This is a genomic window from Streptomyces sp. NPDC090077 (assembly GCF_044747545.1).
Taxonomy (GTDB): Bacteria; Actinomycetota; Actinomycetes; order Streptomycetales; family Streptomycetaceae; genus Streptomyces.
On the sequence record NZ_JBIVEG010000043.1, the window covers coordinates 16,618 to 39,096 of the forward strand.

The 22,479-nt window shown below is 70.1% G+C and carries 21 protein-coding genes and 2 pseudogenes; 10 read left to right on the forward strand and 13 right to left on the reverse strand.

What is annotated here, in order from left to right:
* Positions 1-129: 129 nt before the first annotated feature.
* Together ACIPW5_RS36960 and ACIPW5_RS36965 are read right to left on the reverse strand one after the other, a co-directional pair.
* Complete coding sequence (locus tag ACIPW5_RS36960; protein ID WP_401254972.1) at positions 130-417, reverse strand: hypothetical protein; 288 nt, start codon at positions 415-417, stop codon at positions 130-132.
* A complete protein-coding gene (locus ACIPW5_RS36965) occupies positions 410-700 on the reverse strand; it encodes a hypothetical protein (RefSeq protein WP_401254975.1) in 291 nt (96 codons plus the stop codon). The genes ACIPW5_RS36960 and ACIPW5_RS36965 overlap by 8 nt, the downstream gene beginning before the upstream one ends.
* A gap of 53 nt (positions 701-753) precedes the next feature.
* On the opposite strand from ACIPW5_RS36965, the gene ACIPW5_RS36970 reads away from it, so the two are divergent.
* Complete coding sequence (locus ACIPW5_RS36970) at positions 754-1,029, forward strand: hypothetical protein (RefSeq protein ID WP_401254977.1); 276 nt, start codon at positions 754-756, stop codon at positions 1,027-1,029.
* Here the strand turns inward: ACIPW5_RS36970 and ACIPW5_RS36975 are convergent.
* The 11 genes and pseudogenes from ACIPW5_RS36975 to ACIPW5_RS37025 form a co-directional block, all read right to left on the reverse strand.
* On the reverse strand, positions 1,011-1,157 hold the full coding sequence (locus tag ACIPW5_RS36975; protein WP_401254980.1) for a hypothetical protein: 147 nt from the start codon (positions 1,155-1,157) through the stop codon (positions 1,011-1,013). The two genes, ACIPW5_RS36970 and ACIPW5_RS36975, sit on opposite strands and share 19 nt — an antisense overlap.
* Positions 1,158-1,553: 396 nt before the next feature.
* Positions 1,554-1,937: a hypothetical protein gene (locus ACIPW5_RS36980; protein WP_401254983.1), complete on the reverse strand. Its 384-nt coding sequence runs from the start codon at positions 1,935-1,937 to the stop codon at positions 1,554-1,556.
* Positions 1,938-2,150: 213 nt separating this feature from the next.
* Positions 2,151-2,540, reverse strand: coding sequence for a hypothetical protein (locus ACIPW5_RS36985; RefSeq protein ID WP_401254985.1), 390 nt, complete (start codon positions 2,538-2,540; stop codon positions 2,151-2,153).
* Between the two features lie 549 nt (positions 2,541-3,089).
* Complete coding sequence (locus tag ACIPW5_RS36990) at positions 3,090-3,284, reverse strand: hypothetical protein (RefSeq protein ID WP_401254988.1); 195 nt, start codon at positions 3,282-3,284, stop codon at positions 3,090-3,092.
* 106 nt (positions 3,285-3,390) lie between these two features.
* On the reverse strand, positions 3,391-5,103 hold the full coding sequence (locus tag ACIPW5_RS36995) for a hypothetical protein (RefSeq protein ID WP_401254991.1): 1,713 nt from the start codon (positions 5,101-5,103) through the stop codon (positions 3,391-3,393).
* A 233-nt stretch (positions 5,104-5,336) separates the two neighbouring features.
* Positions 5,337-5,921 (reverse strand): annotated as a pseudogene (gene cas1e, locus ACIPW5_RS37000) (type I-E CRISPR-associated endonuclease Cas1e); the annotation flags it as partial.
* Positions 5,922-6,226: 305 nt separating this feature from the next.
* Positions 6,227-6,769, reverse strand: a complete 543-nt coding sequence (locus tag ACIPW5_RS37005) for a hypothetical protein (protein ID WP_401254993.1) — start codon at positions 6,767-6,769, stop codon at positions 6,227-6,229.
* Positions 6,770-7,042: 273 nt separating this feature from the next.
* Positions 7,043-9,040 carry a hypothetical protein gene (locus ACIPW5_RS37010; RefSeq protein ID WP_401254996.1) on the reverse strand — a complete coding sequence of 666 codons (1,998 nt, stop codon included), beginning with the start codon at positions 9,038-9,040 and terminating at the stop codon, positions 7,043-7,045.
* A 1,236-nt stretch (positions 9,041-10,276) separates the two neighbouring features.
* The gene (locus tag ACIPW5_RS37015; protein WP_401254998.1) at positions 10,277-11,497 is read right to left on the reverse strand and encodes an XRE family transcriptional regulator; all 1,221 of its coding nucleotides are present in this window, start codon (positions 11,495-11,497) and stop codon (positions 10,277-10,279) included.
* A 236-nt stretch (positions 11,498-11,733) separates the two neighbouring features.
* Positions 11,734-12,420 (reverse strand): AAA family ATPase, encoded by a 687-nt coding sequence (locus tag ACIPW5_RS37020; RefSeq protein ID WP_401255001.1) that lies wholly within the window; start codon positions 12,418-12,420, stop codon positions 11,734-11,736.
* Positions 12,421-12,440: 20 nt separating this feature from the next.
* Positions 12,441-13,199, reverse strand: a complete 759-nt coding sequence (locus ACIPW5_RS37025; RefSeq protein ID WP_401255004.1) for a GntR family transcriptional regulator — start codon at positions 13,197-13,199, stop codon at positions 12,441-12,443.
* A gap of 319 nt (positions 13,200-13,518) precedes the next feature.
* On the opposite strand from ACIPW5_RS37025, the gene ACIPW5_RS37030 reads away from it, so the two are divergent.
* The 9 genes and pseudogenes from ACIPW5_RS37030 (at position 13,519) to ACIPW5_RS37070 (ending at position 22,406) form a co-directional block, all read left to right on the forward strand.
* On the forward strand, positions 13,519-14,286 hold the full coding sequence (locus tag ACIPW5_RS37030) for a hypothetical protein (RefSeq protein WP_401255007.1): 768 nt from the start codon (positions 13,519-13,521) through the stop codon (positions 14,284-14,286).
* 240 nt (positions 14,287-14,526) lie between these two features.
* Positions 14,527-14,802 carry a WhiB family transcriptional regulator gene (locus ACIPW5_RS37035; protein ID WP_401255009.1) on the forward strand — a complete coding sequence of 92 codons (276 nt, stop codon included), beginning with the start codon at positions 14,527-14,529 and terminating at the stop codon, positions 14,800-14,802.
* A gap of 239 nt (positions 14,803-15,041) precedes the next feature.
* A pseudogene (locus ACIPW5_RS37040) lies at positions 15,042-15,287 on the forward strand (DUF5999 family protein); the annotation flags it as partial.
* 214 nt (positions 15,288-15,501) lie between these two features.
* Positions 15,502-15,864 (forward strand): hypothetical protein, encoded by a 363-nt coding sequence (locus ACIPW5_RS37045; RefSeq protein WP_401255012.1) that lies wholly within the window; start codon positions 15,502-15,504, stop codon positions 15,862-15,864.
* A 140-nt stretch (positions 15,865-16,004) separates the two neighbouring features.
* The gene (locus ACIPW5_RS37050) at positions 16,005-18,575 is read left to right on the forward strand and encodes a hypothetical protein (RefSeq protein ID WP_401255015.1); all 2,571 of its coding nucleotides are present in this window, start codon (positions 16,005-16,007) and stop codon (positions 18,573-18,575) included.
* A 316-nt stretch (positions 18,576-18,891) separates the two neighbouring features.
* Complete coding sequence (locus ACIPW5_RS37055) at positions 18,892-19,386, forward strand: hypothetical protein (protein WP_401255018.1); 495 nt, start codon at positions 18,892-18,894, stop codon at positions 19,384-19,386.
* A gap of 46 nt (positions 19,387-19,432) precedes the next feature.
* Entirely contained in the window at positions 19,433-20,023 is a 591-nt protein-coding gene (locus ACIPW5_RS37060; protein ID WP_401255021.1) for a hypothetical protein, read from the forward strand.
* 241 nt (positions 20,024-20,264) lie between these two features.
* Positions 20,265-22,004, forward strand: coding sequence for a hypothetical protein (locus ACIPW5_RS37065; protein ID WP_401255024.1), 1,740 nt, complete (start codon positions 20,265-20,267; stop codon positions 22,002-22,004).
* Positions 22,005-22,025: 21 nt separating this feature from the next.
* Positions 22,026-22,406 (forward strand): hypothetical protein, encoded by a 381-nt coding sequence (locus ACIPW5_RS37070; protein WP_401255026.1) that lies wholly within the window; start codon positions 22,026-22,028, stop codon positions 22,404-22,406.
* The last annotated feature ends 73 nt before the right edge of the window (positions 22,407-22,479 follow it).

The following is a 22,479-nucleotide window of genomic DNA, read 5'->3' on the forward strand; positions in this document are numbered from 1 at the left end:
ACCGTTCTGGCAGCCCTGGACTGACGCTGTGCGGCGATGGCCTCGCGGTACCCGGCCAGGGTGAGCGCGAATGCTGTCGCCTGACGGCGATGGGCACGGCACAAGGCGGTCGGCCCTAAGGGGAGTTGTTCAGAAGACCAGGACGTGCGTGATGACGACCTGCGGCGGGTCCTCGTCGCGGCTGATGACGTACTCGGCGATCCCGAGCTCACCCTCGGCGCCGAGCGCAAGCCGGCGCTGCTGGGGCCTTCGCGGAGACGCGGTGCTCCCCGGCACGAGCCCGCCTGTCTCGCCGATGGTGACCATCGCGGCCACGATCGCGCCGAAGACGCCCGGCGGCAGCGAGGGATCCATCATCAGCTGGGAGACGGTCTCGGACAGCACGCACGGCAGGGCTTCGTCGTACGGATCAGTCAACGGGGAGCCCCGCCGCCCGGCGTCGCACAAGGAGGTCGTCCAGCGAGACGGTGGGCACCGCGCCGGCCAGCACCGCGTCGGCCCGCGCGTCGGCGCCCGGATCGGTGTCGAGCATCGCCTGGCCCCACCACCGCAGCAGCACGCCCTTGGCCTGCTCCGGCGTCGCGGCCAGGAGCTCGGAGTAGAACTCCTTCGCGCCCTCCACCGTCAACGCGGCAGCGATGCCCCTGGCATTGCGCGGTACCCGCTCCGGCTCGTGCCGCTGAATCGGCTGTGCGCTCATCGCCCGCCCCTTCCCTCCGCTCCCAGTCTGCCCTGCCGGGACCGTCCCGGTCGATGGCCTCTCCGGGAACGGCCGCGGCGTTCACGGACACCTTGAGGTCTGTCACCGGCGAGGACCTCGACCGTCTGCCGCTGCCCACCGCGAAGGCGGCGGCGCTGAATGCGAACCTGCTCGATGGAGGCCGGCACAGCGTCCGCGACGAACTCCGCCGCCGCTCCGGTCATGCGGAGGACCGCGGCGACCACTCGGGCGCCTTGGCCGACGTCACAACGTGCTCGTGCTGGACACAGTCGACCAGGCCGCCGCCGAGCTACGCGACCGTCTCCTGACGCTGCCGCAGCTGCGCGAGCGCGGCGATCCAGTCCCGGGTCTTGGTCTCGGTGTCGACGGCAATCTCGCGCAGCGGCTCGGCGTTGTCGAGAAGCGAGGCCGACGTCGAGCCGGCGGGCGCGGCCAAGCCGACGTCCGAGGCGGCCGGCGCCGCGCGCAGAGTTGCCGCAGGTGCTCGTCAGCGTGCACGCAGCGGGGGTGTATGTATTCGTCGCGCCCCGGTAGGCCAGCCGCCCTGAGATCAGCAGCCGGTCGATCTCCTCGCGGGCCGGGTGCGCGCACACCGGGCGCGGGGATCAGGGCGAGGGCGCGCGGTTGAGGTATTCGTCGCATCCCAGCCGTCCTACGTCGGCAGACCACGAGGCAGGCCGGCCCGTGCAGCCTCGGCGGCCTGGTCCTCGCGCCACATCTGCAGCCCAAGGTCACGCCCGGCGGGCAGCTGGTACGGACATAGCCGTCGCCGGGCTCGGCGGCTGCCGGTCCACCAGCGCCCCTTTCACGCTGCGCTGCTCAGTGATGACGGTCAACGGTCACCTTCAGGCGGGGTTTCCGTGAACCTCTCACGCTCCGAGTAGAGCAGGCTTCGCTTACTGTCGAATGCTCGGATCTCCTTCATCTCGCCAGGCGCCGCGGCGTACGCAAAATAACGCTTCCCGTCTTTCCCGCTTCCCTTCTTCAGGGCGAGTTCGACAGTCTCGTTGGACGCGACCAGAGAAAGTGAATCAACGTCGCCAGAAACGGCCCCGTAGGCAAGTCGAATATTCCCGTTAAGCCCATTGTAGGCAAAATTTACAGGCATGTCTGGGGGTGTGGGAATGCTGCATGCCGTCCCAACCTGCTTCGCCCCTACGGCAGCTACGATGCATTCCTCGTCCCGGCTCCTCCCAAGGGTGACGCTCCATTCCATTCCCTGGAAATCACCTTTGCCTACATTGGCAACAACCGTAACCGGTGGCGCAGAGGCCTGGGCTGAAGGTTTTTCCGCACTGCAGCTTGTAACGGCCAAGGCCGAAGAAAGCAGGATGACAGCGTAGGTACGTCGCAAGAGCACTCCAGGGTTTGCCGCTACAGAAGGATGGGGGCCCAGCGATCCGCAGCGGCACTGTCGTCCCCGGCTGGGTCAGCGAATGGCGCTGACGCCCTGGCAGGGTGCCTTCTTGCCGCCGTTCCCGTACCAACGCAAATAGTAGGAGCTGTTCATGTCGACCCCTACCCATTCAGGGCTGTCGACCCACCCTCCTGTGATGTTGAAGTAGATTCCGTTGTACACCGCACTTTGCGTGGAGGTCTTCACCAGCTCGGTCCTTGACGAGGTGGCGGCGCCACCCGTGCAGCCCTTCGTGCCGAGGCGGATGGCGGGACCCCTGGGGATGAAGTCCTTGCTCGGGCGGTAGCTCGCACTGACCCCCCATTCCTGGGTAACGTCAACTTCCACCGCCTGGGCCGGAACCGCTAATGCGACGACACCAGCCATTCCCGCAACTCCGACAAAAATGCGCCGACCGATCATTCCGGCTCTTCCTTTCGCTCCGGGATTTCCGCTCGGGTCACCTTAGTCAACTGTTCAAAATTTTTGCAATGAGAAGTTGCGTCGTAGGCCAGATTTGATTTCGGCTGTCCGTAAAGAACTTCTTGACGTCGCGAAGGTCATCAAGTAGTCGAGATCTTGAAACTGCTTTCATGCTGACGGTGGTCGACGGCAGCCTGGCCGTGCTCCGCGACGGCGGCATCGCCACCGCCCGCCGCCAGGACACCGCCGATCAGGCCACATCGTGGAGGCCTCAACGCTCAACCCTGAGCCGCCGGTGCCGTCGAAGCCCACCTCGCCGCCGCCGACTGCCTGGTCACGCACACACGGGCGGATTGAGCAACAGCTCCGTCCACGACAGCACGCGGGACGGCTCCCGCGACGTTCCCGTCCGGGCAGAGCCGACCGGCCTCGGTCCGGAGTCGAGGAGCCCCAGCTCGCCGTCGAGCCGGCAACGCGGGCACGCGAGGTGCCGGACCAATGAGCGCTCGCGCGGGCCCGGTACCGGGCTGCGGCCGCAGCGGCGGCAAACTACCGGCGCCGCAGCAGGACAGCGATGCCGACCAGCGCCAGCTCCCCGTACGCGAAGTCCTTGCGATCGGGGAAGGCCCGCCGGCCGAGCTCCCGCAGCGCGGCGTCCTGCCGCTCGACCGCCCCTTCGCGACGCCGGGGTCCACCCGGCGCGGCACCGCGACGGCCTGGCGCGCGGCAAGCGCGCGACGGCAACCCTCGCACGCTGGCCGACGGGCACCGCACGGTGACACCCCAGACCCCGGTCGACCAACAGGTCCGAGAGCTCCGATCTACCGCCTCAGGACTCGCTTCGATCGCGTCACGCGAGACCGGCAGCTCGCTCCACTCGCCCCCGGTGCGCCCCACGTGGGGAACTGCAAACCTGGCCAGCTTCACTGCCGCAGTCGGGGCACTCCACACCCAGTACTGCCTGCGAGCCCGGAGGAAGGGACCTTGCCCTGCGCTGGCGTGCCCTGATCTTGCGTTCCTCCAGGATGGGCCGAAGCCGCTCCTCGTGAGGCAGTGCCCGGACTCTCTTCTTACCGGTCCGATCATCATTGACGCAGTCCTTGCCCGCGACAGCGAAGCACTGCGGGCACTGTTCCCTGATCCAGAACCGGCGCGCCACCTGCTCATGCCCTGGCACTGCCGTCCTCGGAGCAGCTCGGTTACTCGGCCGTGTCGGCGTCGGCACCACAGGCGAGGCTCCATTCGCACTTTCGAGACCCGCGCGCACCTTCCATTCAGAGATCTTGCTCACCTCATCGGGGGAGAGGAGGTCGCCTGCGCCAGCCGCCGCACGAGACAGCCTTTCCACCAACCTGCGCACGACCGTTGTCGGCGTACGGCGACGGAGGCTATCGAGGCTCTCCAAGGCCCGCCGAACCCGCTTCGCGGCCTTCCGTTCCATCAGCTGCCTCTGCTGCTGCAGGTTAAGCATCTGCAGACCAGCCCCACGGGCGACGAGGTGGGCAGTGGCTGCATCCGCGATGCGCCGTTCCTCCTCCGTGCGCTCGTGACCGGCTGTCGCGTTGGCGCGGACCAGAAGCTGGCGGACCCGGCTGGTGTTTTCATCGGTCACCGCCTCCCCGAGATGGCAGAACAGCTCGCGGCGGACTTCAGCCTGCCCATCCAGCCAATGGCGCGCGTCCTCCACAACAACTGCGAGCTGCCCGCGAGTCTCTCCGTGCACTTCGATCAGTGCCTCGATCTCGTCGCACAACCTGCTCACCACGACCGCCGACTCCACCTTGCGGGCATCGGCCAGGCGGCGAAGCAGCCCGAGCGCGCGCACCGGGGCGTCCGGCTCTTTCCTGGCCGTACCCGAAGTCCACGGGGACGACGGACGGGTGCTCCGGGACCGCACGATCTGTTCCACTGCCGGAGTTGAAAGCCCACGCTCGGTCATCTCGCAATCGTGCAGCCCGAACCACTCAATGGGCCGTGCGAACGCCTCGGTGCCGACCTGTACCCGGCGGGCGGTGCCTTCGCTGTCCAGGCGGATCCGGTGCACGTACCAGCGGCGGATCAGGGTGTCCCGGTCGACCGGCACCGACATCCCCAGCACCGGCTCGATGCCGTCGTCGTCCCACACCGGCGCCACCGCCTGGTCCAGGTGCACGCGCAGGCGGCGGTGCCGGGAGGTGATGTCCACCAGCGAGCCGACTGGTGCGCCGTCCGGCTGGGCGAAGGCGATGTCGGCCTCCTCGCCCCTGTTCCGGAACCAGGCGGCGGCCGCGGACTTCACGTACAGGTGGTCGGCGCTGGAGATGCCCCGGGCGCGGCGGCCGCAGATGTGGGGTTGGCCGTCCGGGCCGGGGTGATGGGCGAAGTGACAGACCCGGTCGGTGTAGAGCTTCGTGGTCAGCTGGGCTCCGCATCCGCCGAGCAGCAGCCCGCACCAGAACGTGTCCTGCTCGTGCTGCCGACGGAAGGCATCCAGCTCGATCGCCTCCAGCGGCAGCATCAGCGGCGCCTCCGAGGCCGCATCACCCAACACCGCCGTCTGGATCCGACGGTTGTCACCCCGCACGCTCCCCACCCCCGTCGACTCGGCGCTTGTCCGTCACGCTACGCCGAACGAACCGACAGCGGCAGGGAAATGTGATCAGGCGTCACGCACACCCGGCGACGGACCCAGCAGCATCAGGGGCAGCACCGTGACGGGGAGCGAGCTGAGACAGGATGACCGCGGCCCCCGTCCGCCGGGCGCGCTCGGCTCAGGCTCGGTACGGAACACCCCCGCGTCGGCGGGGAGCACCCTTTCAGCGTCACCTCGGCCTTGTAGAGGTCGGCGATGTCGTAGACGAAAGCGTGCTGCTTTCCGGCGTGGACGAAGCCGAGTGCCGGTAAGCATCCAAGGGCCAGCAGTGCCGCGTGCAGGATGCCGTAGAGGCATGTGTTGGCTACCGAGAGGGCCAGGTTGACGGGGTCCTGCTCATGCCACTGGTCGGGGTGGTAGTTCCGGCGGAACCTGCCGATACCGTGCTGCTGGGCCAGGAGACGGTACAGGGTTCTCATCCGCTGGCCCTCCATGCCGCGGAGGATATCCAGGTTGATGCCGGCTGGGACTTCATCGTCGAAGCGCATCTCGTACATGCTCACCGCGACGGCCAGCCGGCGTTCGATGTCGGCGTAGGAGTGGACCTGGCGTTCGAGCCAGGTGGTGGTGAGGGAGTCCGGTAAGACGGAGGCATAGGTGCGCACGCCTCCTGCTCCGGTCATGATCACACTGGTTCTGTGGCGGGCGAGGGTGGCCATGGCGCGGGTGGTGATGGAAACACCCGGTCCGAGCAGGAGACACGACAGCGCCGCAGTAGGGATGTAGACGGTGTCGGTGCGCTGCTCATCGAGCGAGTCAGACTACGAACCACACAGCGACCTGACACCAACGTCACGCAAACCAAAACCAGCTAGGGTCTAGCTGTGAACGCATCCCTCAACGCGCACAATCAGGCAAAGGAACTGCAAACCCGCTAGAACGTTGCAGTTCACGAAGGGTGCTCCCCGCCGACGCGGGGGTGAACCGGTGTGGCGTGGTGTGTATCACGAGGCGCTGCTGTGCTCCCCGCCGACGCCGGGGTGAACCGGCACCCCGCCCCCGCTGGGCGGTACGTACCAGGTGCCGCCCAGCGGCCCGGCTGTTTGCTCCGCCGTCACGCCGTCATATGCAGCGCAGCAGGCTGCTGTGGGAGGGCGGTCTGCGTGCTGGCCTGTCGGTCGATGCGTTCGGCACGGGCTCGGCGCAGGGCGGCGGCCTCGGTCACCGCAGCCTGGCGGAGCCGCTGTGCGCGGGCAGGATCGATCGGGGTCGGCGTATCGTCCGGGAATGCGCGACGGGACAGCTCCCGCGTCGCGGCGTTCTGGCGTTTCACCGCCTCTGGGATGCCCGGGTCTGTCCGGCGCGGCGGCGCGGCCTCCTGGTGGGCGGCGTCGGCGCGCCGGTAGCCCTCGCACGCGGTCTCCCTGGTCCTCGGCGGACCGGTGGGGGCGGCCGGGGCCGGGTCCATCGGAGCAGCATTGGTCGGCCCGGGAATGGGCGCGGCGCCGGGTGACAGGATCCGCAGGGAGGTCACCACGGTGCGGACCGCCGCCCTGTCGGCGGCCGCCATGAGGCGGGTCTGCTCCAGCCGGGCCTTCGTCGCCCAGGCCGACGATTCCGGGCACACGGTGAGCCGGCCGGAGCCGGGGTCGTACAACACGGCGGCGACGTGACCGGCGAGCTCGGGGGGCGATGGCTACCCACCGCTCTTGCAGCGTCGCGCCAGCAGCTGGCAGCTCCCAGGCCCGCTCGGTGACCAGCGCACCGAGCGCCGTACTCAGTCCCATCGGCTCGCGGCCGTCCCGCCGCACTGTACGAATCGGTCGCGGCATCGGCTTCGCCTTCTGGCCGCCGCCGTTCTTCCGGGCCGCCTCCATCGCGGCCCGCAGCGCTACGCGGGCCAGGTCCACCCCGGGCGTCTCGATGCCGCTCATCTCTGCCCCCAGGTGGTGTAGCCGAGGTCCAGGTGACCGAGCCCGGTCAGGTGCTGTGCCTGGTCAACCAGCTGGTTGCTGAACAGGCGCCTGGCCGACGGCTCGCCGTAGCGGTCGATGTGGTCGAACACCACCTGGTGATCCTTCAGCGCCCGCACCCGCCAATCGCGCACCTGCTCCCGGGTGAGGTCCTCAAGGGCCAGCTCCTGGTCGTCCTCGACGGCGGGCTCCGGCTCCGGAGCAGGGACAGCGGCCGGGCGCTGCGCGGGCAGCACGACCGGGACCATCGGCGCGGCCGGAACCTCGAAGGCTGGCTGCGCGGCCCCGGCTTCTGCGCGGTGGGCCTTGGCGGCGGCCTGCTGCTCGCGGACCTGTGCCCACCGGTGCTCGCGGATCCACGCCTGCTCGGTCACGTCCTGGTGCAGCTGCTGCTCGGTCACCGCCCGGCGCTCCGCCTCGGAGGCACCGGGCATCGCGGCGTCGACGGCGGTCGCGACCGTACGGCGCTGGTCGCGGCGGTCGTCCTGCTTCTCCGCGCAGTGCGGGCAGTCCCGGCCGGAATCCAGCAGCACCCGGTCGTCGCACCGCACGTCGCCGCACCGCTGACGCTGGGGCAGGGCCAGGCCGATCAGCCAGCCCACGGGGTCCTTGATCGGCCCGGCCAGACGGATCTGGTCCTCCAGGCGCCGGGCGATCCGGTCGGCGAGGACCTGCGGAGCGTCCATACGGCCGGCGAACCCGACCACCCGCTCCAGCTCGCTACGGGCAGAGGCCTCCACCAGCTTCCGGGCGCCCCGACGCTCCAGGCGCGCCCAGACCAGGTCGACCGGAGCCAGGACGATCCGCAGGTCCTCCGGTGGCAGAGGCACCCTCCCCCGCTGCTGCCTGCCCTGACCCAGACCGTCCACGACCCGCACCGAGCCGTCGGCCATCGGCCCGCAGCCGCCGTTCATGCCTTCGACGACCGGGGAATCCTTCGGCTGTTCCCCGCGGAGCGGGCCGCCGTCCTCGCGCGTGCACGCGCGGTCCGGCACACCGTGGTTCCCACCACGGCCTTCGCCGGAAAAGCCACCAGAAAGCTGCGGGGGAGCGACGGGAGTAACCAGGTGAGGGTGATCAGTGTGAAGGGCTGCCGCAACGTCGGGCTCTGCAACAGCAGCCTCATCCTTCACCGGGCAGCCGCTGACCTGTGCTTCCGTCACCAGGTCCGGCGACTCACCAGGCCCTGCCATAACGTCGGGGTCTGAAAACTCGGGCTCCAGGGCCTCCACACGGTCCTCCTGGACGGCGTCAGCGACTATACGGCCGTGCGCGGCGGCGACCGCCGGCACCATCAGCCGCGTCCGGGCCGCCAGCCCGGAGCCCGTCCGCAGACGCACCCGCAGCACCAGCTCCCGGTCCTCCAGGCGCTCCAGCACCCGCTCCCCCGCCGACGCCGTGCAGCCCAGCAACCGGGCCACCGTCGCGGCCGCCCGGCCGCGCTTGGTGTCCACCGTGCCGCCGCACTGCCGTACCCGCCCGGATTCCCGAGCCTCCAGCACCAGCAGCAGCAGTGCGAGGCGGTCCGTTGCCGCGCCGCGACCAGTACGCGTACCGATCAGCCCGGCCGGGGTGACCGAGCCGTCCCGGTGCGTCCAGCCCGGCGCCATTACGGCCTCCAGCAGCCGCAGCAGCGTCGCGTACTCCTTTTTCGCCAGGTTCAGCGGGTGCCCGGCCACGTCCTGCGCCGCCCACAGCGGCAGCACCCTGCACTTCAGCCCGTCGTCCTGGCCGTACTCGCCCTCCGCTGTCTCCACCGACACCACGCCCGAGCGGCGCAGCACTGGCACCACATTGGAAGCCACGTGCGACGCGGACAGCCCGATCCACCGGCCCAGCTCCGAGGTGCGGATCTCCACCACACCGGTCTCTGACGGCGTCCGCGACGCCAACACCACCACCGCCAGGCGCACCGCGTCCGAGACACCGTTCAGGCCGGCCACATCCAGCAGCACCCGCACCGCACCGCCCAGGCGGGCGCGAGCGTCCCGCCCGAGCGACAGCGGATGCCCCCCCGCCCGCTCCGGGACCGGCCCGGCCGGGACGGACAACTCCGTACGGGGACGCGGGAACACAGCGGCCGGCGCCGCCACGGCGCTCACCGGCCCGTCCGGACGGACGAGATAGAGATCATCTCGGCAGCCTGGCGCAGGCAGCCTGTGGACAGAGTCCCGGAAGCGGCGGGAGCCCTGTTCCGTCCCGCGGGGCGGGCAGAAGTCTGCGAGCACGTCCCGCCCTGCGGGACGGAGCTGTGGAACGTTCTGGCCACGAGTGCCGTCAGGAGGACATGGGCCCCCCTCCTGGTATAGGTACGCCGGACCGGGGTCCGTGTGACACTACGACCCCAGGAATCTTCGTGGTTAATGCCGTGAACAGGGCAAACAGGGGCAGCTGATTCCGTCACACGGGAAGCGCGGGGAGCTCGAATCAGGCCTAATCGGACAAGGCCGAGCTGACAAGGAGCGGTGACGTCGTGCACTATTACGGGGACACCAACCTTCATATAGATCGCCACAACCGCGACCAGGCCCCTGCCAAGGGACCCGAACACGGCCAAGCGCTTCGTATGGATGGACACCAACGCGGAGCCCCGAGCCCGACGGCCTGCCAAAGCCGCCGAAGCCCGGGATGAAGCAAGAGGCTCGACAGAGGCCCCCTGCCAAAGGGGCACCTGCCGTGCCGGGTGGCCCGCTGCCAAGCGGACCGGTGGACCCGCCTGCCAAGGCGGGGTGTTACAAGGTGAGAAAGACCAGCTCGATGAGCTGGAGCCCAGAACCGGCACCAAAACCGGGGACTGGGCGGCCGATACGGGTGCGAAGTCCGATCGGCGAGACGGGCCGCGCGGGGCCAGGTGGATGCCATTCCACCTATCGGCGCGCGTGGCCGGTGACGCTACGTCACCCCGACCCCCTTCAATTCGAGGCGGGCGTCGGCATACCCGAAGGCGCGCCCGATGGTGTGATCGCGATGGTGAAACGGCGCAGCAGCGCGTGTAGTTCCGCGAGTGCGGGTAGCCTTCATCCCGCGACCACCTCCCATCAGGTGTCGCCCAAATGGAGCTTCGCCCTGTTCGAGAACCCCTGGACTCTGGACGGTCCGGGGGTTTACGTCGTTTTCAGTGATCCACAGCCCAGCCCCACAACCGGACACAACGGTGGGACGAATAGGAGCGATGCTGAACGCCGCACTGGTCACTGGCCACCCCGAAGTTCGCGAAGGTGAGCGACGAATGCCTGGGCCTCGGAGGCGTGGGCGTATTGCGACTGGAGGGCCTGCCCCAGGTCGGCAGCCACCATTGCGAGCGACGGCAGCGACTTCCGCTCGCCGGCGAGGGCTTTCTCCCCGAACGCCAGCGCGGTGTCGAGGTCTCCTTCGCGGGCCGCGACCACTCCGAGAGTGACCCGGGCCTCAGCGTTCCGCATCGGCGAGCGCTCCGTGCCGTCGAAGTCCGTCCCGGCCCTGAGTACCTGGTTCGCCAGCTGCTCTGCGAGACGGTTCTCCCCGACCCGACGCAGCGCGTCCATCCGGTAGAAGTCGTACTTGGCGGGGTCGACGACGAAGTGATTCTCGATGTTCTCCGGGTACGGAAGGCGCTCCAGGAGCAGGCGTCCCTTGTCCAGCGCCACCTCGGTCTGCGACCGGTCCCCCAGCCGGGCCCACGCTTTGGCCTGCTGCGCGGCCACGCTCTCGTTTGGCGCCACGGCGATCCCGGCCTCCGCGGCCGCGATGACACCGCGGTAGTCACCCCGGGTCAGCGAGAACCAGGCACGCATCTCGTGCGCCCAGCCCTGCACGCTCAGCTCCCCGGCCTCCTGACCGAGCATCAGCGCGGCCTGCCGAGTCGCTTCCGCGTCGCGGGGAAACCCGGAGTCGTACTCCACACAACCCACCAGGAGTGCCAGCTTCCCGGCGAGGGTGATGATTTCCTGGTGCTGGGCCAGGCTCACGCGCTGGTGCTGGAGACCGACGACCCGGGCCAACCACGCCTTGCCTTCGACGAGCAGCTGCTCGGCGGGCATGTACGCGTACTCGCAACACAGCCGGTCCACCGTGATCCGCAGCGCGTCCAGCGTCGAGACATCGACCTCCGATGCCCGCAGCCGCGCGATGATGTCTATGGTGTCCATGCCGGTGACCTGCAAGATTTCAGCGCGTCCGTCACGGCGGGGCTTCTCGGGGAAGAACGCGCCGGTGGTTGTGCCGAAGGTCTGGGCGATCACCGACCGGTACTTCATCGGCTGCGCTTCCCCTGCTTCCCACCGCTTCCACTGCCGCAGCAAGTCCTGCTCGCTTAGGACCTGGTCCTCGGGAAGGCGGGCCATTAAAGCGCGGACCGCATCGAGCTGAGACCAGTCCCGCGCGGCACGTTCCTCCACCATCCGGCGCGCCCAGGCCGGGCGCTCGTCCACCATCGCGATCCCCTTCCCCCTACCGTCCAGCGACGCAGCCTGAGCTCCGTCCGGGTGATGCCCGCGGAGTGGAGGCCGGCCCTTCTGCGGCCGAGCATCGCACGGCCTGTTGATCGCACGGAGGTGACAAGTGGCGGTGACATTCAGGATGTCACCGTGTCCTGTCACTTTTCGCGGCGGCAGGACCCGAGCACGGTCATGGTCAACATATGCCCGGTGCTGCGTGTGGGAGGTAGGGGTCAATGGGGGCCGCCATCCGAGGAAGGGCGTGCACGGCGGAGCTCCGCCAGGACATGCTCCGGATGTCCGTCGTACAGGATGTGCGGCTCTCCGTCGGTCGGCGGGACGAAGCGGGCCGCGTGGCGCAGAAGGTCTTCCTCGCTGAAGTGGATGCTGTTGGCGTCGGTCAGCGACTGCTCGTTGCGTTCCTGGATCCGGCCCCAGCGCACCTCGTGCGGAACCGGCAGGTAGACCAGTACGGGCGTGCCGCCAGCCTCCATCACGGTCGCTGCCCAGTGGGCCCGTTCTTCGTGAGTCCAGAAGCCGTGGTCGACCACGACGTCGTGCCCAGCCGCAAGGAGCTCCTGGAGCTCAAGGGCGATCTCCTTCAGGACGGGGGCTTCCCGGACCTTGAACTCGCCGCGGGGGAAGTCTCGGCCGTAGTGGCCGTACCGGCGGAACATCTCCTCGTCCGGGCAGAGGCGCCGGAATCCGGCCTGCTCCAAAGCGCGGGCGAGGAACGTCTTGCCGGATCCCTGCAGGCCGGACAGGAGGACTGCGCGTGGAGCAGGCCCCGGTTGGCCGGACAGTGCTGCGGAGATGCGTCGGATCTCGAATCGTCCTTCCGGAGGCAGGGTGTCGGTGCGCTGCGCGTGCAGGAGTACGTCCAGCCGGCGCTCAAGGCAGCCAGCGAGGGTGTCGTCCAAGAGCTCGGCCTCGCGTGTAGTCACCGCAGGACCTCTGAGGTCGTCCTGCGCGTCCGGCCTGGGGCGCCCAGGTCCACGCCGTACTCCAGCACCTCGCCATCGGCATCCATGAACCGCGCGGTGAGGACCAGGATCGCCGCAGTCGTGCCGGCCTCCAGCTCAAGGAGCTCGAGGTCGTCCGCGGTAGCGATGCGTGCCGACTCCTCGTCAATCCGCCTAGCAACCTGCCGTCCTGTGGCCTTAGCGATCAAGTCGAGCGACAGCCCGCCCTTAAGCCGCGCGCTGCGCGCCAGCTCCGGGAGCAGTTGGGCGAAATCGGCCAGGATCCAGGACGTGGAGTGGGAGACGACGCCGTGATCGTCTCGGTAGACACGGCTGCGGCGAATCACGTCGTCACCAGGCGTAATGCCAAGCGCGTGCGCAACATCCTCGGGAGCTTCGACTATGCCGGCCGTGTGGCCGGACGACAGTTCGCCAACGCCCCAAGAAGACTGAGTCTTGTTGCTGCGGTCGTGACGCTCCGATCCGGAGGACAGCGAGATGGGGCGAGCCATCACCTCCGTGCCCACGCCCGGGATGCCCTGCACGAGCTTCTCTTCGCGGAGCAGCCGCATCGCACGGTCCGCGGTAGCGGTGCTGACGCCCCATTCGGTGGACAGCGTCTTGATGCTGGGCAAGAGGTCGCCGGGCGCGAGGGCCCCGGAGCTGATGAGGTCGCGGTAGTGGCCCGCGATGCGCGCGTACGGCGGCCGATTGTCGGCTCGGGGTGGCCCGGACATGTGCCTTCGCCTCCTTCAGGTTCATCTGGTTGCCTCACTATACCGCTTGACACCTGAGGGTACCTGATGCAACCTGATGCATGTAAGACGGTGGTCCTCGCGGAACACCGACTACCGCAAGACCGTAGGAAGTTGTCCGCCTCGTAAGAGGGGGCCGGGTCGATGGCAACACCAAATCCCCGGGTTCTCGACTTCCTGCATGCAGCGCTATGCGCTGTCCGTCCGTCAGGACGCCGGGATCACCCGTGCGGCCTGGTGGGCGGAGAGAGCACCGCGAAGCGCTTACTCCCCCTCCCCTTCGCACATGAGGAGATTTGCAATGGCCATTACTGCCGCGATGCCCACCGCCAAGGAACGCCCCCGTCGGACCCGCACAAAGCGGGTGAGCGCCTTACCCGCCCTCAAGCTCTCCAAGCTTCTGCCCTCGCACGTCGACCTCCGTGACCCGCTCAAGGCCGTTCTGGTCTGCGGGGACTGCGGCACGTGGGTGCCGATCACCGGCATCAACAGCCGCGTGCAGAAGTTGGTCCCGCACCACACCGGCAAGGCCAGCGTTGCCGACGCGATCCACTGCAAGAGCAGCAACCGCCGGATCGAGTTCGACATGACGATCCCCGAGTGGCGCCAGGCCCTGACCGACGCCGCCACGGAAGCCTCCAGTCGCCAAGCCACCACGGTGCTGGCCAAGGCGTTCAGTTCGCAGACCGACCGGACGTTGCGGGCTCGTGCCGAGCGCACCCCGGCTGGCCGCGTGGCCGACTGGGAGGCGGTTCAGGTGCAGGTTGGCGTGGCCGACGCCGCACGGAAGGAGTTCCCGGACGGGGAGCGTCCGGCTGATGGCCCCGAGGTTCCGCAGGAGCCGGAGCACCTGGAGCGTCACGATCGGCGGCAGGCGGAGCTGGGCAGGTACACCCGTGACGGTCATCCGGCAGAGGGGGCTCCTGCGCAGTCCGAGTGTGCGCACTGCGGGACCACCGAGCTGAATTTCGTTCGCGCAGCCGCTGCCGGATGGCGTCAGGTCCTCCGTCGGACCCACTGCGGTCGGTGCGCTGGCCGATTCCCGGCCTGGATGCGCACCCAGTTCTGACTCGCACGCGGAGACGATCGCCCACGGCCCCGGCCGCCCCGCACTCGGGGGCGGCCGGGGCCGTGGCTGCTCGTACGAACAGCCTGAACAGCACGACAGCCCCGGTGACTTGAGACCCTCCGGGGCTGTCCAGGACCCGCTTGGAGACCTGATGCCCACCAGCATCGCACGGAACGACAGCGACTCCGACCCGATCATGGACGAGGCCCTCCGCCGCGTTCGCGAAGGGCGGTGACCGGCATGGACTGGCGACACAACGCGGTCTGCCGCGCCGAAGACCCCGAGCTGTTCTTCCCCATCGGCAACACCGGTCCGGCGCTCCTGCAGATCGAGGAGGCCAAGGCCGTCTGCCGCCGCTGCCCCGTCATGGAGCAGTGCCTCCAGTGGGCGCTGGAGTCCGGCCAGGACGACGGCGTCTGGGGCGGCCTGTCCGAGGACGAGCGGCGGGCGATGAAGCGCCGCGCCGCCCGCAACCGGGCCCGGAAGGCGAGGAACGGGGCGGGGGCGGCGGCATGACCGACGCCGACCAGAAGCGCCTGGAGGACAACCTCCGCCGCACGAACCAGGAACACGACCTCGGCCGGCGCCTGCACGGCTGAGCCCCGGTATGGCTGACCGCGGTGCGGGACGGACACCCAACTCCGATCCCACACCGCGCTGCTCCACCAGGCCGGTCGCCCGCCACACGGGCAGCCGGCCTTTCGCACGCCTCCCGCCCGGGAGACTCTCGGGCCCGCATCCCCGCAGGAGAGCCCATGCGTACCAGCACCGACACCGCGACGACCGCCGCCACCACCCGGCTGCCGGAATCGCTCTGCACCCACAACCCCGCCTGCCCGACGGCCGACAGCCCGGACCGCGAGGCCGCGCGCGTCGTGGCCTCCCACCCGGAACAGGGCTGGAGCCTCCTCTGCAATGCCCTGATCACCTTCGACGACACCGGTGAGCTGCTCCCCGACGGCCGGATCGTCGCCCCGCACCGGCCCACCGGCGCCGTGGACACCGCGCTTCCCCTCCTCGCGGGCACCCACCCGCTCATCGGCGGCACGACGCGCAGCGGGAAGGCCAGTGCGGCCGCTTCCCTGGCCAGCACCACCGCGTGGTCGGCCTGACGGCTGTCTGATCCGCCCGCACCGGCCGCCGAATCTCGGCGGCCGGTGCGGGCGGTGACTGGGAGCCGGACAGTCCGGACCACCTGAACCGCCAGGAGTTGCCGTGCGCGACACCACCCAGAGCACCGCCCCCGCGACCACCTACAAGCGGGGTCAGTACGTCCTCTACCGCAACCCGGAGATGGTCTGGACCGGGCAGGAGGGCCACACCTTCGTCTGCCGTGCCGAGCGGATCTGCGTGGGCGGTGCCACCTACGACCTGGCCCCGCTGCCGTCGGGTCGCCAAATCACCGCCGTGAGCCCCGACTACATGAGGCTGCTGCCGGCCATCGACGCGATGCGCGACATCGACACCGCCCCGCTGAACACCGACACGGCGGACGACATGACGGCGGCTGCCATGGCCTGGCTTGCCCAGCAGGCCGCGACGGCTAACCGGCGACCGGAACTGCCCGCCCAGCGCTGACCGCCTGTTCCGCGCAGACGGCCCTTCGAGTCCCCGGCATTTGAGCTGCCGGGGTCCCGGAGGGCCTGGGACGACCTTACCCACCGCCGTAGATCCACGGTGCCCTTTCGCGGAGGCGCCCGGAAGAGAGAGGACATTCCGTGGCCACCAAGCCCGCCGCCCGCCGCCGGCGCCCCGCGGCGAACCCGAAGACCCGCAACGGGCGCGCCAAGGCCCCGGCGACGCCGGCCTCCGTTCCCGCTCAGGCCGCCGCCCCCGAGGAGACGGTGCTGCTGGTCTTCCCGGAGGCCGACCCGCTCCTGGCCGACGCCGCCGACCGCGCCGCCGACCTCCGGGACCAGGCTGCCGAAGACGTCGCGCGGATCCTCGCCGACGGCCAGGTGCTCGCCACCGAGCTGCTGGACGGGGCGCGCACTGAGGCGGCCTCGATCACCGAGGCCGCCCACGGCGAGCGATCCCGCCTCCTGGACGCCGCCGCGACGGACGCCGACCGGGTCCGCGCGGAAGCCGCCACCACCGCGGCCGCCGACGCCGACCAGGTCCGCGCCCAGGCCGACGCCACGGCGGAGCAGCTGCTCGCTGACGCGCGCACGGCGGCCGACACCGTCACGGCGACGGCGGCCAGGGAGGCCGACCAGGTCCTCGCCGACGCCAACGCGGCTGCCGAGCAGCTGCTCGCCGACGCCCACCGCCAGGCGCAGGAGGCCGCCGCCACGGCGGCCGCGCAGGCGGAGCAGGTCCGCACCGAGGCCGCGCAGAGTGCCGCGAAGGCCCTCGCCGAGATGGAGATGGTGCGCACCGAGCTGCTGACGGCTGCGGAGCGCACCGCGGCGGAGATCTGCACCCGTGCCACCACCGACGCTGACGAGCTCCTGGAGCAGGCGCGCGGCGAGGCTGAGCGGCTGCGTGAGAGCGCGGGCGCCCAGGCCGCGCAGGTGAAGGCCGGGGCGGAGAAGGCGGCCGCCGAGCTGCGTGAGGACGCCGCTCGCGAGCGGGAGGAGTCCCGTGCGGATGCGGCGCGTACGCGGACGCTGGCTAAGGAGGACATCGGCCTGCTGCGGGCGACGGCGGCTGAGGATGCGGACCGTCTGACCCGCACAGCCCGCGAGGAGGCCGACCGCATCCTGGCCGCTGCTCGGACCAAGCGGGACGCGGACCTCAAGGAAGCCGAGCGGGCGCTGGTGCAGGCCCGGCTGAGGGAAGCGGACGCGGAGGTCACGCTGAAGGCCGCCGACGACTTGGTCGCGGAGGCCGGGGCGCGGATGGCGCGTGCTATGGACCGCACGGAGCGGGCGCTGGAGCGCAAGCGCCTCAAGCTTGAGGCTAAGGGGCAGCGCCGGGACGCGAAGGAGGCCCGCAGGGCGAAGCTGCGGGAGCTGCGGGCCGCGGACCGCGCCGGGAAGCCGTCCGTGGCCGACCGCGTGAAGAAGTTCGTGAAGGTCAATGCGGAGCGGCTGATGGTGATCGGCCCGATCACCGCGCCGATGGCCGTGGCGTGGACGGGGCAGGCCGGCTTCGCTGAGGACATCCTCGGCTGGGTCGTCCCCTTCACGATCCTGTTCGCGGCCGCCTGGGAACTCAGCACGGCGTTCGTGGGCTGGATGTACCACCAGGCCCGCCAGGGCGGCGACGCCGGAACCCTCTACCGCGTCTCCACATGGATCTTTGCCCTCGGGGCGGCGGTCATGAACTTCTGGCACGCCTCCGGTGAGCCGGTGCCCGGCAGCCGGGTGTGGGACGCGAAGAAGGAGATCTGGACGGAGCAGATCACCTACTGGCACTTCACGCCGAAGGCGGTCGCCTTCGCCGCCATGTCCATCGTGGGCATGGTGCTGTGGGAGCTGTACGCCTCGCTGATCCACCGCCGCAAGCTCCGTGAGGAGGGCAAGGTCGCCAAGGCCCGCCCGTCCATCGGGGCGGTCCGCTGGTTCCGCTACCCGCGCCACAGCTGGACCGCCTGGTCGCTCGCGATCACCGACCCGAACCTGACCACGCTGGACCGGGCCTGGACCGCAGCGGGCGCGGAGCTCGCGGACCGCAAGGCGGCCCGGACCGGTCTGGCCCTGCACCGCGTGGTTGTCCCCCGCATTGCGGCCGACGACCACGGACCGGCTGCCATCCCCACCGTCCTCACCCTGACCCGCATGGACCGGTCCGGACCGGTGGCCAGCCTGGTTCCGGTCCGCCCGGTCCAGCACGGCGGCTATTCGGTCCGGTCCGGTCCGGGCGACCGGAACGCGGTCCACGGTCCGGTCCGAACCGCCGGGGCCACGGACCGGACCGGCGGACCGGCGCTCGCCCTGGAGGCCGGTCCGGCTGGACCGCAGGGCGCTGACCTGCGGACCGGATCGGGTCCGGACCGTGGATCCCGGGCCGTGCCCGCCGCCCAGGGCCCGGCAGCTGGCCGGGGTGTGACGGTCCGGACCGCCGATGCCGCTGCCGGGCCGCAGGAACCGGATCGCACCGGACCGGCCGACGAGGAAGCCACGGAGGGCGACTTCGGTCCGGATCGGGGAGAGGACGGTGGTCCGGACCTCACGGTCATCACGCTCACGGACCAGGAGCGGACCGCGCTGGACCGGCTCCGGACCGCGAAGGAGCCGCTGAACCGGACCAACATCGCCAAGGCGGTCCGGACCGAGGGCGGCACCATCGCCACGGACCGCGCCGGACAGATCGCCGTCGCCCTCAAGCAGCACACGGTCCGCTGACCGGACCGGCCGCACCACCGTCCTGCCGCACATGGTCGCCCCCGGTCCGCGCTCCCTCCGAGCGCGGACCGGTGACGGCCACGGCCGGCAGGCCGCTCGCCCACACAGCGCCCCCGAGCGCAGACAGCGGGCCAGGCACAACCGAGCACCACCCGTCCCGCGCCACGACCGCACCCATCTCCCCTACACCCAGTTCGGGCACCGCCCCGAGCGGCTGGAGATCCCCGACGCGCGTTCAGGCGCACGCAGGCCCCCCGCTGGAGCGTGATCAGCGGGGGGCCTCGCCTTGTCGACTCACGCAAGAAAGGAGCACAGCATGCCCACGACGACCGGGCGCTTCCCCCGTACGACGACCCCGCCGGCGCCCGCGCTGGCACCCCCCGCGGTGATCCCGCCGGCCCTGGAGATCTGGGCGCCCGACCCCCCGACCTGGGGCCAGCGACTGATCCCCAAAGGGGTCCGGTCCGCGATGGCTGACCTGGGGCTCTGGCAGGAGCCGCGTCCCTTGAAGCCCTCGTTCCACCTGGTCCAGGTGATCGAAGTCCTCACCCGCTACGGCTGGTGCCAGTCCTTCGACTTCTCCCCCACCGGACGGATGTGCATCCGGGGCGCCCAGACCTTTCTGGAATCCACCGGGCACGTCACCACCATCGACCGGGGAAAGGCCGTGAATTACCTCCAGTCCCAGCTCGCCCGCCAGGGCGTGAACATGCAGTTCTGGGAATGGAACGACCTTTCCCACAACACCTTCCGAGGTGTGGAGGCCACCATCTCGACGGCCTCCGACATGGCACGTAAGAACGGAGACTGAAATGACACCGGACGAAGAGAGGGCATTCGAAGGAATTCAGGCCGGAATGGCAGCAGGAATGACCTTCGGAAACAGTGCTCCGGACGCTTCCCCGTACGCCGAAGAAGGGCCGTACGGGACCCCGGTCGTGCACAAGAAGGCCGGTCTGACCCGCCGGGGAAAGGCCGCCATCGCAGTGGCCGGGGCGGCCATCGTCGGTGGCGGAACCATCTGGTTCCAGGTCCACTCGGCGGCCGTCGCGAAAGACGAGAAGGAAGCCGCCGCCCTCCAGATCCAGATGAAGAAACTGGAGCTCGAGGAAATGAGGATCCGCAACGAGCAGATGAGCAGCGACAAGAAGGCCGCGACCGCCTCCGCCGAGAAGATCCAGGCGGCCGTCGACAAGTGCGTGAAGGACTCCTCCAGCCAGCTGGACAAGGGGTACGGATCGCCCCCGAGGAGCGCCGTCGTGGCGGACTGCAAGCAGCAGTACGAGACCACCGACGCATCCGGCATGCAGGCCGCGGGCAGCGCCCAGGCGGCTGCCGGGAACGCGGGGGACGGCGGGATCAACTCCCCCGCCCTGCTGGGTCTCGTCGCCGGCGGCGCCCTGGCCGTCGCGGTGTTCGCGCGCAAGGGCAAGAAGGCCGACGCATAGTTACACATGGTGATTACCTACTCCCTCCCTTCCTGGCGGAGAGCACCGCAATCGGTCCCCCCATGGCCCGGTGATCGGCTGCTCTCCGCTGGAAGGGAAGGAGTAGGGAACCATCGGCGACCACAGAGAGTGAGGAATGATGGCGACCGATACGGCGCCCCCGGTCCCTGTGGGGCCCCCCGAGCCGCCCGCTGCGCCGGCCGCCAGCACCGCGCCGGCCCCCGCCGCGGACACCGGCATCATGGCCGCCCTGATGGCTGCGGTGGAGCCTGCCCGACCGGTCACCGCGACCGGCGCCGGGGCCAGGCCGGACGGGGACGACCCTGCCGCGAAGGCGGACCCCGACGGAGTGGTGGACCGCTCCTCCCCAGGCGTCACCAGCGAGTCGTTCAAGGCCCCCGAGGACCTGACCGGCGCCGGATCCGACGCGGCCGGTACCCGGCACAAGGAGGGTGTGTTCAAAACGCTGATCCGGGCGGGCGCGACCCGCTGGGCGAAAGGCGGCGGGACCGTGAACAAGCGGCTGGACCTGGAGAAAGCCAGAGCCAGCGCGCACCAGGTGAAAGAGACCCGGAACACCACGGTCATGAACTCGCCCGGACTTCCCACACGAAACGGCTCCGGAGGGGCCGGTGGAGGGGACCACAATTCCGGCGGAAGCAGTGGCGGGAATTCGGGCCGCAATTCCACCGGGAGCGGCTCCACAGGGACCGGACGCGGCGGAAGCGGCGGCGCCACCGGAGGCGGCGGGCGCGGCTCGTCCGGCGCCAATGGGAACGGCGGATCCGGCGGCGGGCGCGGCAGCAGTGGAAACGGCAGCAGCGGATCGCCGAAGGACACCAGCCCCAAGGGCCCGAAGGACCCCGCAGGGAAGGGGAAGGACGGCTCCGCGGGAAACGCGGGAGCTGGCGGAAAGGCCGGTAAAGACGGAAAGAGCGGTGCCTCCGGAAACGGCGGCGGCTCGACGTCCGGAGGCTCTTCCGGCGGTAATTCCGGCAGCTCGAAGGACAAGGCCGACCGGGGCAAGGACGCGAGGGTCGACCTGAAGAAGGGCGGCGGTAGCGGCCAGGGCTCGGGCGGCTCCTCCGGGACCAGCGGCGGATCCGGCTCGCGCGGCTCCTCGGGGAGCGGTGGCGGATCCGGCAAGAGCGGCTCCGGGAGCGGCGGCGGATCCGGTTCGAGCGGCTCCTCTGGCAAGAACGGCGCGGCCAGCCCCGGCAGCCGGACCCCGCTCCAGCGTTCGCGGGAGGTCGGTCACGGCGACGGCTCCGCGGTCCGCAACGCGGTCGATCACGTGAAGGCGTACGCGCAGGGCGCGAAGGACGGCTACCAGGACAAGAAGGAGGAGAACGGCAAGGAGCACGCACGGCTGGACAAGGCGCACGCCGACCACAAGGCGAAGCAGCAGCAGGATCCGAAGAAGGACAACCCGAAGGGGACGACGGTCACCGGGCCCAACGGCCGGACGCTCGTCATCGCCCCGCCGGATGAAGGAGACGACGGAGTGAGCACGGACGTGAAGCCCCTCCAGATCAGGGACATCGACGCGAACACGCTGAACCTGGGCGTGGGGTCGATCAGCCGTAAGGAGCTGCGCAACTTCAAGCAGTACGAGCGCAAGCTGGGGTCCAAGGAGACCTACCTGATCAAGGTGGCCGAGGCGTGCAAGTCGCTCCAGGCACAGGCGGCGGACGAGGCGAAGGACTGCCAGGACCTGGCCGACCAGGCGAAGGCCGTTGCGGGCGGGGAGAAGCTGGCCGCGAAGCTGACGAAGCTGGCCGAGGCGGCGAAGGGCCAGGCGGTGGAGGCCGCCGACCTCCACCGGCGCGCGAAGCGTGCGGCGGAGATGTGCAAGGTCGTCCTGACCAACATCGGGACCCGGTACGCGCCGCTGTACAAGGCGGTGGTCGACAGCGACGAGACGAAGCCGGCCGAGCTCCGCTTCTACAACGACAAGGGCTCCTACACGCCCGCCGCGTAGGAGAAGACGGGAGAGACGATCATGGCGGAGCTGACGTACAAGGCCCTGGTGCGAAGGACCGAGGCCAAGGAGAAGGCCCTGGCCCGCAACGCGGAGAGCGTCAAGAGGGCAGCGGAGAACATCAAGATCCTGGCCGATGACACCGCCTCCGACGCGGACGCGCTGGGCGCCAAGAGCGTGGACCGCGACTCCCTGTCCGAGTGCCAGGAGCTCGCGAAAATCATCCGCGGGGTCTCGGACAACGCGATCAACTACGCGGCAAGGACGGCCGACACCGCGAGGGCCGCGAAGGCGGCGGGCGACCAGGCCCGCACCACCCACGGCGGGTTCCAGGAGGCGTTCGACCGCTCCAGTGTGTCGGGCCTGGAGAAGGTCTCGCGCGACTGGTTCGAGCAGGAATAGCACCACCCACCAACAGAGCGGCCGGCCCGGGGAACGGATCCCCCGGGCCGGCCGCTCCCTTTGCGGATCACCC

Excerpts from the sequence above, each read along its gene's own strand:
- ACIPW5_RS36970 (WP_401254977.1), top strand. The coding sequence starts at position 754 with ATGGCCTCTCCGGGAACGGCCGCGGCGTTCACGGACACCTTGAGGTCT.
- ACIPW5_RS36980 (WP_401254983.1), bottom strand. The coding sequence starts at position 1,937 with ATGGAATGGAGCGTCACCCTTGGGAGGAGCCGGGACGAGGAATGCATC.
- ACIPW5_RS37070 (WP_401255026.1), top strand. The coding sequence starts at position 22,026 with ATGGCGGAGCTGACGTACAAGGCCCTGGTGCGAAGGACCGAGGCCAAG.
- ACIPW5_RS36965 (WP_401254975.1), bottom strand. The coding sequence starts at position 700 with ATGAGCGCACAGCCGATTCAGCGGCACGAGCCGGAGCGGGTACCGCGC.
- ACIPW5_RS37030 (WP_401255007.1), top strand. The coding sequence starts at position 13,519 with ATGGCCATTACTGCCGCGATGCCCACCGCCAAGGAACGCCCCCGTCGG.
- ACIPW5_RS37025 (WP_401255004.1), bottom strand. The coding sequence starts at position 13,199 with ATGTCCGGGCCACCCCGAGCCGACAATCGGCCGCCGTACGCGCGCATC.
- ACIPW5_RS37060 (WP_401255021.1), top strand. The coding sequence starts at position 19,433 with ATGGCAGCAGGAATGACCTTCGGAAACAGTGCTCCGGACGCTTCCCCG.
- ACIPW5_RS36985 (WP_401254985.1), bottom strand. The coding sequence starts at position 2,540 with ATGATCGGTCGGCGCATTTTTGTCGGAGTTGCGGGAATGGCTGGTGTC.
- ACIPW5_RS37015 (WP_401254998.1), bottom strand. The coding sequence starts at position 11,497 with ATGGTGGACGAGCGCCCGGCCTGGGCGCGCCGGATGGTGGAGGAACGT.
- ACIPW5_RS37065 (WP_401255024.1), top strand. The coding sequence starts at position 20,265 with ATGGCCGCCCTGATGGCTGCGGTGGAGCCTGCCCGACCGGTCACCGCG.
- ACIPW5_RS37055 (WP_401255018.1), top strand. The coding sequence starts at position 18,892 with ATGCCCACGACGACCGGGCGCTTCCCCCGTACGACGACCCCGCCGGCG.
- ACIPW5_RS37035 (WP_401255009.1), top strand. The coding sequence starts at position 14,527 with ATGGACTGGCGACACAACGCGGTCTGCCGCGCCGAAGACCCCGAGCTG.